The organism is Xanthomonas sp. NCPPB 1638 (genome assembly GCF_041475635.2).
Lineage (GTDB): Bacteria > Pseudomonadota > Gammaproteobacteria > Xanthomonadales > Xanthomonadaceae > Xanthomonas > Xanthomonas cucurbitae.
The window spans coordinates 1,055,136-1,068,685 of record NZ_CM192984.1; the positions used below are offsets into that span (position 1 = coordinate 1,055,136).

Here is a 13,550-nt window from a genome sequence, read left to right on the forward strand (position 1 = left end):
TGAGTCGGAGCCCCCCTCCCTGCGGGGCGATGAGGCATGGCTTGCGCGCCATTGGCGCGCGTGCCTCGGAGCGCCCGCGCCGCTGGCGCGGGCTGGGGCACGGAGCGAGGGGGGATGAGGGTACGCCGAGCCGGCAATGCAGCAGTCAACGTCGATCTGCGCCATTCAATTGCAGCCGTACCCTCATCCGGCGCTGCGCGCCACCTTCTCCCGACGGGAGAAGGAAACAAGCCCCGCTCCTGCGCATGCCACAACATTCGCCAGGCGCCAGACAGCTGGCCCGGTCAACCTACCGAAAGCGCAGCCGGCGCACTACACTCGCCGCACACTAGGGGGAACACATGGCACGCATTCTGATCGTCGACGACTCGCCATCGCAGCTGCTGGGGATTCAGCGCATCGTCGAAAAGCTGGGACACGAAACCATCACCGCCACCGACGGCGCCGCCGGCGTGGAAGCGGCCAAGGCGTCGCTTCCGGATCTGGTGCTGATGGATGTGGTCATGCCCAACCTCAACGGCTTCCAGGCTACCCGCACGCTCAAGCGCGAGCCCACCACCCAGCACATCCCGGTGATCCTGGTGACCACCAAGGACCAGGACACCGACCGCATGTGGGGCATGCGCCAGGGTGCGCGCGCCTACATCACCAAGCCGTTCTCTGAAGACGAGCTGCTGGAAGTGATGGAGCGTGTGTTCAACCAGAAGGACGAACCGCCGACCGCTTGATCGCCTGGGTCAGGCCGCGTCGGGCGAGCAGGCAGAGCACCGCATGAAAGAAGGGCGTGGAAGATGAGGGAGTGGCCATTGCTCGCCGCCCCATCATGCTTGCCCATCCCGCCTGGATAGGACTGGCGCACCTTCGTGGTGGTGGACTGCGCAAGCGAGGGCGCGTGTCGCCGTGCATCCGCCGCGTCAGCTCGTCAGCGTGCATCAGGCCGGTGGCCGGCGCCTCAGCATCGGCCCTGCTGGACCCGTGCGATCGGGCGGGCAACACTCGAATATCCGCTGCAGGCCGTTGCCCGGCAGCGCAACTTCGCGCGGTCACCGGATTGCCGCCCTCGCAGAGCCACTGCGGGTTGCTCGGTTCTGGTCGCCTCCCGATCCGCCCCGGCGGCTAAACCGCCGATGCACCGATCCGGGCTTTTCAAAACGGTCCATCTGCCCCATCTAGTAGAATCGGCGAAACACACAACACGGCGGCACTGCGGGACTGGCCCGCATCGCCCCTCGATCACGGAGCGTGCATGGCCTGGAACACACCCGGCAACAAGGGCGGAGATGGCCCGGACCCCAACCGTCGCAGGTCCTGGGGGCCGCGTGGCGGCGGCAATGGTGGTGGCTGGGGCAATCTGCCCGCGCCATTGAAAGAGCTGTTCGACGGCGGCGTGGGTCGCTGGATCCTGGTCGCAGTGGCGCTGATGGTGCTGTTCTCCAGCTTCCAGCTCATCGGCGAACAGCAGCGTGGCGTGGTGCTGCGCTTCGGCCAGTTCTCGCGCATCCTGCAGCCCGGCCCGAATTTCAAGCTGCCCTGGCCGATCGAGTCGGTGCGCAAGGTCAATGCCACCGAGATCAAGACCTTCAGCAATCAGGTGCCGGTGCTGACGCGCGATGAGAACATCGTCAACGTCTCGCTCAACGTGCAGTACCAGATCAGCGACCCGCGCAAGTACCTGTTCGGCTCGCGCAATGCCGAGCTGGTGCTGGAGCAGGCTGCGCAGAGTGCGGTGCGCGAGCAGGTCGGTCGTTCCGATCTCAATACCGTGCTCAACAATCGCGGCCCGTTGGCGATCGCGTCCAAGGACCGCCTGCAGGCGGCGCTGGATGCCTACAACACCGGCCTGGCGGTCACCGGCGTGACCTTGCCCGACGCCCGCCCGCCGGAAGAAGTGAAGCCGGCTTTCGACGAGGTCAACGGTGCCCAACAGGTGCGCGAGCGCCTGATCAACGAAGCCCAGGCCTACGCCGCCAAGGTGGTGCCGGAGGCGCGCGGCCAGGGTGCACGCACCCGTACCGGCGCCGAAGGCTACAAGCAGGCGGTGATCTCCAAGGCCGAGGGTGACGCGGACCGCTTCGCGCTGCTGCAGGAACAGTACGCCGGCGCCCCGGAGGTCACCCGCAAGCGGCTGTGGCTGGAAACCGTGCAGAAGGTGTTGTCCGAGAACCGCAAGGTGATCGGCAGCGATGGTCGTCAGGTCATCTACGTGCCGTTGCCCGCCGATGCCGGCAAGTCCTCCGGCAGCGCTGGCAACGCTGGTGGCGTGCCGTCGATGGTGCCGCAGGACGTGTTGCTCAATCCGCCGCAGGGCGCCAGCAGCGAAGCCATCCGCAATCCGGAACGTGGCCCGCGTCCTACCGGCCGTGAAGGAACCGAATAATGAAGAATTCGCTAGTCATCGGCCTGATCGTCGCCGTGTTGCTGGGACTGCTGGGCTCGGTCTTCGTGGTGCGCGAAGACCAGACCGCCATGGTGCTCAACCTGGGCCGCGTGGTGCGTGCCGACCTCAAGCCTGGCCTGCATTTCAAGATTCCGATGGTGGAATCGGTGCGCGTGTTCGATCGCCGCTTCCAGGTGCTGGATACCGCCCCGGCGCGTTACTTCACCGCCGAGCAGAAGGACGTGAGCGTGGACTTCTTCGCGATCGGCTACATCTCCGATGTGCGGGCGTTCTACCGTGCTACCGGCGGTGAGGAGTCGGTGGCCAACTCGCGCCTGGCGCCGATCATCACCGACTCGCTGCGCAACCAGATCAACTCGCGCACCCTGCAGCAGCTGGTTTCCGGCGACCGCAGCGAGCTGATCGCCAGCCAGCTCAAGGGCATCAACGGTGCCATCAAGGGCTTAGGCATGCAGATCACCGACCTGCGTATCAAGCAGATCGACCTGCCCACCGACAGCCAGGTGATTACCGACGTCTACGAGCGGATGCGTGCCCAGCGCAAGCAGGAGGCCAGCAAGCTGCGCGCCGAAGGCGAAGAGCAGGCTCTGACCATCCGTGCCCAGGCCGACCGCGAAAGCACCGTCATCAAGGCCGACGCCGAGCGCGATGCACAGAAGCTACGCGGCGAAGGCGATGCGCAAGCTGCGCGTATCTACGGGCAGGCCGGTTCCAAGGACCCTTCGTTCTACGCCTTCTATCGCAGCCTGGAGGCCTATCGCGAGTCGATGGCCGACGGCAATGGCGTGGTGGTGCTGGACAAGAACGACCCGTTCCTGCAATACCTCAAGAGCGATCGCTGAGTCGCTTTGCGTTGAACAGACAACGCCCGCGTAATGCGGGCGTTGTCGTATGAGGCTCTCCCGCCCAGCAGGCAGGCGCACCCCCCAGCCGTAGGAGCGCACCTGGGCGCGACCGCCTTACCGGGAATGCCCCTCGCGCCCGGGTGCTTGGCTGGCCACGCATGGATTGGCCGTGCCGCCGTACCCGACGATCCGCGACTTTCCGTAGGAGCGCACCCGGGCGCGACGGAGCGTTACCGGCAAAGCCCTCGCGCCCAGGTGCGCTCCTACGCTGGCTCCTGATAGGAGCGCTCCACAAAACACCTGCCGTCGCGAACATCTCCGACAGCAACCCCCACCAAACGCCGATACCGCACACCGACGATCACCATCAGCATTGCCTCATGGTGAATGCTCGCTCCCCAGGCCATCGCGCGCTGCGCCGCGGCAGGCACGGTACACCCAACGCCTGCTACCTGCTGACCACCACGACATGGCAGCGTCGCACTGTATTTGCAGATTTTCAGCTTGCAGCAACCGCCTGCCGGGCATTCACTGCAGCAATACCTCCCGATGCCAGGCTGCTGGCCTGGGTGCTGATGCCGGATCACGCGCATTGGTTGTTGCAACTTGGACACGTCGCCGGACTGGCCGACGTCGTCTCGCGCATGAAAGCGTGCTCGGCGCGTGCGGTGAACGCGCAGCGTCGGTCCGGTGCACCGGTGTGGAGCCGTAGCTACCATGACCATGCAGTGCGCAAGGACGACGACCTGCCCGCCGCAGCGCGTTACGTCGTTGCCAACCCGCTGAGGGCCGGACTGGTCACTCGGGTCGGGGACTATCCGTTCTGGAACGCCATCTGGCTTTGAGCGCCTTACCGGAAATGCCCATCGCGCCCGGGTGCGCTCCTACGCAGGTCGCGTGTCGTGCGGCGGATCCGGGGCACACTACCGGTCCCCCGGACACCGGCATCGCCCATGCATGACTTGCTGACCGCCCTGTGCCTGATTTTCATCATCGAAAGCGTGCTGCCACACACCATGCCGATCGCCTGGAAGCCCTTGCCAGGCAAGCTGGCTCCAAGCGTGTAGGAGCGCACCTGGGCGCGAGCGCTTTACCGGGAATGCCCATCGCGCCCGGGTGCGCTCCTACGCAGGTCGCGTGTCGTGCGGCGGATCCGGGGCACACTACCGGTCCCTCGGACACCGGCATCGCCCATGCATGACTTGCTGACCGCCCTGTGCCTGATCTTCGTCATCGAAAGCGTGCTGCCACACACCATGCCGATCGCCTGGAAGCCCTTGCCAGGCAAGCTGGCTCCAAGCGTGTAGGAGCGCACCTGGGCGCGAGCGCCTTACCGGCTGGCTTTGAGCGCCTTACCGGGAATGCCCATCGCGCCCGGGTGCGCTCCTACGCGGGATGCGTGTCGGGCGGCGGATCCGGGGCACACTACCGGTCCCCCGGACACCGGCATCGCCCATGCATGACTTGCTGACCGCCCTATGCCTGATCTTCATCATCGAAGGGCTGCTGCTGTTCGCCGTGCCGATCGCCTGGAAGCGCATGATCGATCAGCTCTTCAGCCTGCCGATCGCGCAGGTGCGGGCCATCGGCGCGGCGACCCTGGTGCTGGCCGTCATCGGGCTGTGGATCGTGCGTCATTGATCCGCCTGCGGTGAGCGGTATCGGGAGAAACGTGAAGAGGCATGGGTGCCGCCATGCGGCCTGTGCCAAGCCCCTGCTCGACCAGGCGGCCGCGTTCCCGCGCGCCGGGGGTAGTGCATGTCGCCAGAAACCCGGATAATGCACAAAAGCCGGCCGGGCACGCTCCAACCAGAGCACTCCGTTCGGCTTTTTCCGTGTCGGTGCGTCTGGTCGCTGCCACGCTCCCCGATGGAGCGTGCCTACGGTGGCGCCGTCGGCCCCGAACCGGTCCCATCCCGCGGCCCCGATGGCCGCAGCAAAACTTGAGGAGTCCACCCGTCATGGGTCAGTCAGTTGTCGTGCTCGGTGCCCAGTGGGGCGATGAAGGCAAAGGCAAGATCGTTGATCTGCTCACCGAGGAGATCGGTGCGGTCGTCCGCTTCCAGGGCGGCCACAACGCCGGCCACACCTTGGTCATCAACGGCAAGAAGACCGTCTTGCACCTGATTCCCTCCGGCATCCTGCGCGACGATGCGCTGTGCCTGATCGGCAACGGCGTGGTGATCTCCCCGGCCGCACTCATCAAGGAGATCGGCGAGCTGGAATCGGCTGGGGTGGAAGTGCGTTCGCGCCTGAAGATCAGCCCGGCCGCGCCGCTGATCATGCCCTACCACATTGCCCTGGATCAGGCCCGCGAGAAGGCTGCCGGCGGCAAGGCCATCGGCACCACCGGTCGCGGGATCGGGCCGGCCTACGAAGACAAGGTGGCGCGTCGCGGCATCCGCATCGCCGACCTGCATTACCCCGCGCAGCTGGAAGAACTGCTGCGCACCGCGCTGGATTACCACAACTTCGTGCTGACCAAGTACCTGGGCGTGGACGCGGTGGACTTCCAGAAGACCTTCGACGAAGCACTGGCCTTCGGCGATTACGTGCAGCCGATGAAGTCGGATGTGGCCGGCATCCTGCACGAGCTGCGCAAGCAGGGCAAGCGGGTGCTGTTCGAAGGCGCGCAGGGCGCGTTGCTGGACATCGACCACGGCACCTACCCGTACGTCACCAGCTCCAACACCACCGTGGGCGGCGCATTGGCCGGTACCGGCGTGGGCGCGGACGCCATCGACTACGTGCTGGGCATCGCCAAGGCCTACGCCACCCGCGTGGGCGGCGGCCCGTTCCCTACCGAGCTGGACGACGAAGTGGGCCAGGGCATCCGCGACCGCGGGGCCGAGTACGGCGCCTCTACCGGCCGCCCGCGTCGTTGCGGCTGGATGGACATCGTTGCGCTCAAGCGTGCGGTGGCCATCAACGGCATCTCCGGCCTGTGCATCACCAAGCTCGACGTGCTCGATGGCATGGAAAAGCTCAAGGTCTGCATCGCCTACGAATACCGCGGCAAGCGCACCGAATACGCGCCGCTGGACGCGCAGGGCTGGGAAGAGTGCACCCCGGTGTACCTGGAGTTCCCGGGCTGGACCGAGAACACCCACGGCATCACCGAATGGGACAAGCTACCGGCCGCCGCACGCGCCTACCTGCGCGCGCTGGAAGAGCTGGCCGGCTGCCCGATCAGCATCGTGTCCACCGGCCCGGACCGCGACCACACCATGGTGTTGCAGGACCCGTTTGCCTGATCGGCTGACGTTGCATCGCAGACACAACGGCCCGGCTAGTCCGGGCCGTTGCCGTTTGAGGATTGGTGAGCATTGGCATGACTTCCGGCGGTACGCGCCGATGAAGGCGCAGGGGATCATGGTCGGCTGAGGTCCACACGTTCCATTACGAGGATTACCCATGCGTCTTTTCCTGGCGACCGCCATCGTGTTGGCCCTGGCCGGTACCTCCCTGACCGGCTATGTCGACGCTGCAGCGCCTGCGCCGGCCACGAAGGCGCCAGCGGCCATCACCACCCAGCTGCCACGCACCGCCAGGCCCAGCCATTACGCCATCGAGATAACCCCGCATGCCGAGGCGATGCGCTTCGATGGCAAGGTCAGTGTCGATCTCCAGGTGCTGGTGCCCACCGATGCCATCGTGCTGCAGGCGGCGGATCTGCGCTTGGGCAAGGCCACGCTGGCCCCGGCAGGCCGCGCCCCAGTGGCGGCCAAGGTCACCACCGATGCCGACGCGCAAACCGCCAGCATCGCCACTGGCGCAGCGCTGGCACCGGGCAAGTATTTGCTCACGCTGGACTACAGCGGCACGATCGGCACGCAGGCCACGGGCCTGTTCGCACTGGATTACCCCACCGCGCAGGGCACCCGCCGCGCGCTGTTCACCCAGTTCGAGAATTCTGATGCGCGCCGCTTCGTGCCTTCCTGGGACGAACCCAATTTCAAGGCTACCTTCGATCTGGTCATCAACGCACCGGCCGGGCAAATGGCGGTGAGCAACATGCCGGTGGCCTCCGCCATGCCGGGTGCCAACGGGCGCACGCGCATCGCCTTCCAGACTTCACCAAAGATGTCCACCTACCTGCTGTTCCTCAGCATGGGCGAGTTCGAGCGCGCCACCGTCACCGCCGACAACGGCACCGAGATCGGCGTGATCGCGCAAAAGGGCAAGGTGGATCAGGCGCGGTTCGCACTGCAGTCCGCGCGCGATGTGCTGCACGAATACAACGCCTACTTCGGCATTCCCTATCCCTTGCCCAAGCTGGACAACGTTGCCGCGCCCGGTAGCAGCCAGTTCTTCGGTGCGATGGAAAACTGGGGCGCGATCTTCACCTTCGAACGTTTCCTACTGCTGGATCCGGCGGTCTCCACCGTCAGCGACAAACAGGACGTGTTCACCATCGCCGCGCACGAAATCGCCCATCAATGGTTCGGTAATCTGGTGACCATGGCGTGGTGGGACGATCTGTGGCTCAACGAAGGCTTCGCCAACTGGATGGAGGCGCGCACCACCGCCAAGCTGCATCCGGAGTGGGATATCGACAAGACCGGCCCGGCCTACAAGAGCCGCAACGCGATGGCGCTCGATGCCTACGCCACCACCCACCCGGTGGTGCAGCATGTGGCCACCGTGGAGCAGGCCAGCCAGGCGTTCGACGCCATCACCTACGACAAGGGCGAGGCGGTGGTCGGCATGCTGGAAGACTATGTCGGTTCGGACAACTGGCGCACCGGCGTGCGGCAGTATCTGCGTCAGCATCAATACGGCAATGCGGTCACCGGCCAGTTGTGGCAGCAGATCGACAAGGTGGCGCCCGGCAAGCACTTCATCGACATCGCCCACGACTTCACCCAGCAACCGGGCGTACCGCTGATAACGACCAGCACCCGCTGCGACGCCGGTACCACCACACTCACCCTGGAGCAGGGCGAATACACCCTGGACCGGCCGAACAAGAAGCCATTGCTCTGGCGCGTGCCTGTTACCGTGCGCGACGGCGCTGGCAACACGCAGCGCGTGCTGGTGGACCACACCGCGCAGCTCAAAGTGCCCGGCTGCGATGCCCCGGTGCTGGTCAACGCCGGCCAGAAGGGCTACTACCGCACGTTGTATGCGCCTGCGCAGTTCACCGCGCTGACCGCGCGCCTGCCGACGCTGCCGGTGGTGGACCAACTGGGCATCCTGCTCGACACCGCTGCGCTGGCAACGGTCGGGCTGCAGCCGGATGCGGACCTGCTCGACCTCACCGCCAGCCTGCCGGCGGATGCGGCGCCGGATCTTTGGAAAGTCGTCTCCGCCACGTTCGTGGACCTGGATGTTCTGTTCCAGAATGCTGCAGCCGACCGCGCCGCCTGGCGCCGCTACGCGCTGGCGCGGTTGGCACCCGTGTTCGCCCGCTATGGCTGGGATGAGCGCGATGGCGACACCGCGCAGGTCAAGCAATTGCGCGCGCAATTGATGATCTCGCTGAGTTCGCTGGACGACCCCGCCGTGATCGCCGAGGCGCAACGCCGCTTCGCCGCCTTCCCGGCCAAGCCCGCCGCATTGTCGCCGGAGCTGCGCAGCACCGTGCTCGGCATCGTCGCCCGGCATGCCGATGCCGCCACCTGGCAGACGCTGCAGGCAATGGCGCAGAAGGAACCCTCCGCAATGGTGCGCGACGAAGACTACCTCTATCTGGCCCAGGCCAAGGACCCCGCACTGGCCGCTCGCGCCCTGGCGCTGGCCCTCACCAGCGAACCCGGGGCAACCAATGCCGCCAGCATGATCCGCGCGGTGGCCAAGCAGCACCCGGAGCTGGCGTTCGATTTTGCCGTTGCCCATCGCCGCCAGGTCGACGCCTTGGTCGACACCACCTCGCGTGCGCGCTACTACCCCGGCCTGGCCGATGGCTCGTTCGACCTGAAGACCGTCGACAAGATCAAGACCTATGCCGACAAGTACATCGCCCCCACCTCACGCCGCGAAGCGAACACCGCCATCAGCACCATCCAGACCCGGGTCAAGCTGCGCGACCAGCGTGTGCCGCAGATCCGGGCGTGGTTGCAGGCGCGCAAGGGGTGAATGACGCGCGCTGTACAGGCCTCGCTGCATCCGCCGGACGATCTGGTCGTTGAGTTCGAGGCTGTAGCGGGCCATCTGGGTCTCCATCTGAGGATTCAAGGGAGCGGACAACTATCGTGACATGGGGGGCCCCAGGGTCAGCTTGTTGCCGCCTTGCGGCCACGTTTCGGTTTGGGTGCGGCGGCGCGCTGGGCGCGGATGCGTTCCAGCAGCACGCTGGCCGGTTCGTCGCTGGGGTCCTGCGGCACCAGTTCGCCGCGGAAGGCCTTGGCGAGCAGGCTCTGGGTCAGGGTGTCGATGCGCTGCTGGGCGGCGGCGACCTTAGCTTCCAGCTGGTCGGCGTAGGCGAATAGTTGTTCGACGCGGCGGACGATTTCCTTCTGCTCCGCAACGCTAGGAAGAGGTACTCGTACCGCTTCGAGGTCGCCTTGGGAAATTTTCCAAATTCCCGCAGTGGTTCTCGCTAGGCTTTCAATCTGCCTGCGAATGCCGTGATCGTTCCAAACCAGACATAGAAATTCACCAAGTAGCTTGCTGTTGTCAGCCCGAACTCGAATCATCGTATCTGGGAAGGCCATAGGCTCATTGCAATCAGGGACGAGCCCACCTCTTCCGACCAAATCTTTTGACCCATTGCCTCTCGATACCAAGAAGTCGCCCGCCTGAACCAAGAAGCGTGAGGCATCCAGCTCTTTCCAGTCGCCCTTCTTACTCTCTCTGAAGTCTATTCCGGACGCCTTCAAAGACGATAGACGGAGGACGGGCAGTCCATCACCGTCGGTTACCGATTTCCCATTGCGAAGAGGTTCTGAGATGGCTTCCCTCAGCTGAGTCTGTAGTACTTCTCGATCCGAAATTCCCGCGGAATCGGAGTCTTTGCAAGCCGAACTTAATACTGAAGCGCGGAAGCGCTTGAGGAGGGCGGGGATGGCGTCGATGCGGGCCTTGAGGGTGTCGACCTGGGCCAGCAGCGCATCCATCTTCTGCGCGATGCGCTTTTGTTCTGCCTCGGGTGGCAGACGGACGGGAAAGTTCTCGACAAAGGCACGGGGGACGCGACGAAGGCCGACAGCGCCGGTCATGTTTTCTTCGCCTTCGCGGAGGAACTGTGCGCTCTTGATAACGGCCAAGAGATAACTTGGAGAAATTCCAGCATTGCGACGGCGCAATACGTGGAATTCAGAGCTGCCGGCGCCTGCGCCGTTGGGTAGGCCAGCGACGAGTGCGGCTTTGCCGTTTTCGAAGCAGGGCGTCACCTTGGCGAAAATAACGTCATCATTTTCGAAGTGCGTGTATGCCTTCTTGACCTCATGCCATGGACGAGGCTCGTAGTTAAGTGGGTCCCTGAAGTTGGTTGCTGCATGCGACATCGGTACGAAGCCGATTTCCATGCCGTCGTCCCACGCGGATTTGGGGCCCATCGCACAGATCTCACCGATGGTCGTTTCGGCCCACCCAACCGGCAACTCACTCACCGTCCACCTCGCCGCTGGTCACTTCCAGCCCCATCACCTCGGCCAGCAGCCGCTTCTGTTCCAGCGCCTCATCACCGGCGCCCAGCGCCTGCATCAGCGCGTCGAGTTCGCGCAGCGCTTCGCTGAGTTCGGCCATCGCTTCGGCGGCCAGCACTTCGGGTGCGGGCAGGCTGCTGGCATCTACGCTGTCGGCGTCCTTGAGCCAGCTGATATCCAGCGAGTCGCCGCGCTCGGCGATCTGGGCGCGAGTGAAGCAACGGAAGCGCCCTTGTTCCCCTTCATCGGTGCGCGGGTTGGCGCCGTTGGGATCGGTGCCGTAGGCCTCCTCGAACGGTTTCAGATGCGCCGGCCCGAACGGGGTGCGCTTGCCGAAGTTGGGCATGTTGCTGCGCAGGTCGTAGACCCACGTCGCCTGGGTGCAGTGGGTGTCCTGGCGCGGGTTGGCGGCGGTGCCTTTCTGGAAGAACAGCACATTGGTCTTGACGCCCTGCGCGTAGAAGATGCCGGTGGGCAGGCGCAGCAGGGTGTGCAGGTTGCACTTGTCCATCAGGTCGCGGCGGATCTCGGTACCGACGCCGGCCTCGAACAGCACGTTGTCCGGCAGCACCACGGCGGCGCGGCCACCGGGCTTCAGGCCTCGGTAGATGTGCTGCAAAAAGGCAAGCTGCTTGTTGCTGGTCTTGTAGGTGAGGTCGTCACGGGTGGGTCCGCCGCCGCCCTTGGCGGTGCCGAATGGCGGGTTGGACAGGATGATGTTCACGGGAGGCAGTTTCTTGCCGGGATCACCCAGGCTGTTGCCGAGCTGGACCACGCCGGCGCCTTCGCCGGACAGGCCGTGCAGCAGGCAGTTCATCAGCGCCAGGCGGCGGGTGCCGGGCACCAGCTCCATGCCGGTATAGGCCTTGTGCTGCTGGAAGCGGCGGGCTTTGTCGTCGAGCGTGTACAGATCGTCGGTGTTGGCCTTGATGTAGGCATCGGCGGCGATCAGAAAGCCGGCGGTACCGGCGGCCGGATCCTGCAGGGTTTCGCCGGGCTGCGGCTGCAGGCAGCGGATGATGGCGTCGATCAGCGGGCGCGGGGTGAAGTACTGGCCGGCGCCGGACTTGGTCTCGTTGGCGTTCTTCTGCAGCAGGCCTTCGTAAAGGTCGCCCAGGCCGTCCTCGCGCGCGCTGAACCAGTCCAGCCCGTCGAGCGCGGTCACCAGGGTTTCCAGATGACGCGGCTCCTTGAGGCGGGTCTGCGCGTCGGCGTAGATGGCGGCGATCATTGGATCGCTGCTCTTCCCTAAGTCCAGCAGCATTTGCCGGTAGTGATTGAGCAGGTTGAGGCCGGACTTGCCGTTGAGATCAGGCCAGCGGCTGCCGGCGGGCAGCTTGTGCTCGAAGGCGTCGTTGTTGCGTACCTGCTCGTATTCCATCTTGACGAACAGCAGCAGCACCAGCTCGGTGACGTAGTCGCTGTAGTTGATGCCGTCGTCGCGCAGGACGTCGCAGAGGTTCCAGAGTTTCTGGACGATATCGTTATGGGTCATGGGGTGCTGCCTTGTTCTGAAGTGGTGCGGGCCGGCAGCGCGATGCTGGAGGCCGGCGTGTTGATGGCGTAACGGGTGCTGCGGCCACTGCCTGGCAGGCGGCGCAGGCAGCCTTTTTCCAGCAGGTCGGCCAGATGGCGGGTGGCGGTGGCCTTGGAAACCTTGGCCACGGCCTGGTATTGCGAGGCGCTGATGCCGTGTTCGAAGCCGCGTTCGCCGCCATCGAGCAGACGATTGAGCACCTTGACCTGTTCGGCCGACAACGGCTGTGCGTGATGCTGCTGCCAGAAGCGCGCCTTGGCCAACACGCGGTCGATGCGGTGCAGGGCCTGTATGAGGCTGTCGTGCAGGGTAGTGAGGAACCAGTGTAACCAGTGGGTGATGTCGAGCAGGCCTTTCTGGGTAGTTTCCAGGCTGCGGTAGTAGCCGCTGCGGTCGGCGAGGATGCTGGCCGACAGTGCATGGAAGTGGATCGCCTGCGGTTGCGCCTGGGCCAGGGCGAGATCGGTGAGTGCGCGGGTGAGGCGGCCATTGCCGTCGTCGAACGGGTGCAGAGTGACGAACCACAGATGGGCGATGCCGGCACGCAGCAGCGGGTCCAGCGTGGCGTCGGTGCGCGAGCTGGCGAACCAGTCGAGGAAGGCGGCGAGCTGGGTGTCGAGCCCCTCTCGCGGCGGGGCTTCGAAGTGGACGGTGGGGCGGTCGAGCCGGCCGGAGACGACCTGCATCGGCTCATCGCCACGCAGCGCGCCAATGCGGATGCGCGTGGGCAGCAGACTGTCCTGTTCGGCAAACAGCCAGCGGTGCCATTGCAGCAGGCGGGGCAGGTCCAGCGGGGTGTCGGGGTGGCCGGTGGCGTCTAGCATCAGCGCGGCCAGCCCCTCGCTGCGGCCAGTGGTGCGGCGAGGGCTGTCTTCGGCCAGGCCCAGATGGCGGGCCAGCGAGGAGCGTACCGAGCCGACATCCAGCCGCTCGCCCTCGATGGCCGAGGAGGTGACGATGTTGGAGAGCAGGGTGTCCAGCGCTTCGGCGGCCTGCTGGTCGCCGGCGACCGCGCCAGCCATGCCGAGCAGCTGGCCGTGCGCGTGCTGGCAGTCGCGCAGCAGTGCCGCCAGGGCATCGGCCTGCCAGTGGACGCGAGGCCAGTCGGGCTGTTGCCAGATCCAGCGAGGGCAGGGGGCGGTTGTTCGGTTGGGCATCGGTGAGCCGATTGGTCGATTTAA

At 65.5% G+C, this 13,550-nt stretch carries 12 protein-coding genes; 9 read left to right on the forward strand and 3 right to left on the reverse strand.

Going from position 1 to position 13,550, the window contains the following annotated elements; translation table 11 throughout:
* Positions 1-341: 341 nt before the first annotated feature.
* From pilH to ACCQ13_RS04665, 9 genes are all read left to right on the forward strand, one after another.
* A complete protein-coding gene (gene pilH, locus ACCQ13_RS04625; RefSeq protein WP_104604709.1) occupies positions 342-728 on the forward strand; it encodes a twitching motility response regulator PilH in 387 nt (128 codons plus the stop codon).
* Positions 729-1,246: 518 nt separating this feature from the next.
* Positions 1,247-2,377, forward strand: a complete 1,131-nt coding sequence (gene hflK / locus ACCQ13_RS04630; protein WP_104604707.1) for an FtsH protease activity modulator HflK — start codon at positions 1,247-1,249, stop codon at positions 2,375-2,377.
* The gene (gene hflC, locus ACCQ13_RS04635) at positions 2,377-3,240 is read left to right on the forward strand and encodes a protease modulator HflC (RefSeq protein ID WP_104604705.1); all 864 of its coding nucleotides are present in this window, start codon (positions 2,377-2,379) and stop codon (positions 3,238-3,240) included. The genes hflK and hflC overlap by 1 nt, the downstream gene beginning before the upstream one ends.
* 383 nt (positions 3,241-3,623) lie before the next feature.
* The gene (locus tag ACCQ13_RS04640; protein ID WP_104604703.1) at positions 3,624-4,088 is read left to right on the forward strand and encodes an REP-associated tyrosine transposase; all 465 of its coding nucleotides are present in this window, start codon (positions 3,624-3,626) and stop codon (positions 4,086-4,088) included.
* Positions 4,089-4,196: 108 nt separating this feature from the next.
* On the forward strand, positions 4,197-4,310 hold the full coding sequence (locus tag ACCQ13_RS04645) for a DUF2065 family protein (RefSeq protein ID WP_146090345.1): 114 nt from the start codon (positions 4,197-4,199) through the stop codon (positions 4,308-4,310).
* Between the two features lie 126 nt (positions 4,311-4,436).
* A complete protein-coding gene (locus tag ACCQ13_RS04650; RefSeq protein WP_159406711.1) occupies positions 4,437-4,550 on the forward strand; it encodes a DUF2065 family protein in 114 nt (37 codons plus the stop codon).
* A gap of 148 nt (positions 4,551-4,698) precedes the next feature.
* On the forward strand, positions 4,699-4,884 hold the full coding sequence (locus tag ACCQ13_RS04655) for a DUF2065 domain-containing protein (protein WP_104604699.1): 186 nt from the start codon (positions 4,699-4,701) through the stop codon (positions 4,882-4,884).
* A 320-nt stretch (positions 4,885-5,204) separates the two neighbouring features.
* Positions 5,205-6,497 carry an adenylosuccinate synthase gene (locus tag ACCQ13_RS04660; protein ID WP_159406712.1) on the forward strand — a complete coding sequence of 431 codons (1,293 nt, stop codon included), beginning with the start codon at positions 5,205-5,207 and terminating at the stop codon, positions 6,495-6,497.
* Between the two features lie 160 nt (positions 6,498-6,657).
* Complete coding sequence (locus ACCQ13_RS04665) at positions 6,658-9,321, forward strand: M1 family metallopeptidase (RefSeq protein ID WP_159406713.1); 2,664 nt, start codon at positions 6,658-6,660, stop codon at positions 9,319-9,321.
* 137 nt (positions 9,322-9,458) lie between these two features.
* Here ACCQ13_RS04665 and ACCQ13_RS04670 read toward each other — a convergent pair whose 3' ends face one another.
* From ACCQ13_RS04670 to ACCQ13_RS04680, 3 genes are read right to left on the reverse strand one after another with little or no spacing between them, the layout of a single operon-like run.
* Entirely contained in the window at positions 9,459-10,796 is a 1,338-nt protein-coding gene (locus ACCQ13_RS04670) for a restriction endonuclease subunit S (RefSeq protein ID WP_208800480.1), read from the reverse strand.
* Positions 10,789-12,327 carry a class I SAM-dependent DNA methyltransferase gene (locus ACCQ13_RS04675; RefSeq protein WP_104604692.1) on the reverse strand — a complete coding sequence of 513 codons (1,539 nt, stop codon included), beginning with the start codon at positions 12,325-12,327 and terminating at the stop codon, positions 10,789-10,791. The genes ACCQ13_RS04670 and ACCQ13_RS04675 overlap by 8 nt, the downstream gene beginning before the upstream one ends.
* Entirely contained in the window at positions 12,324-13,526 is a 1,203-nt protein-coding gene (locus ACCQ13_RS04680; protein ID WP_159406714.1) for a Fic family protein, read from the reverse strand. Before ACCQ13_RS04680 ends, ACCQ13_RS04675 begins: the two co-directional genes overlap by 4 nt.
* Positions 13,527-13,550 lie beyond the last annotated feature (24 nt).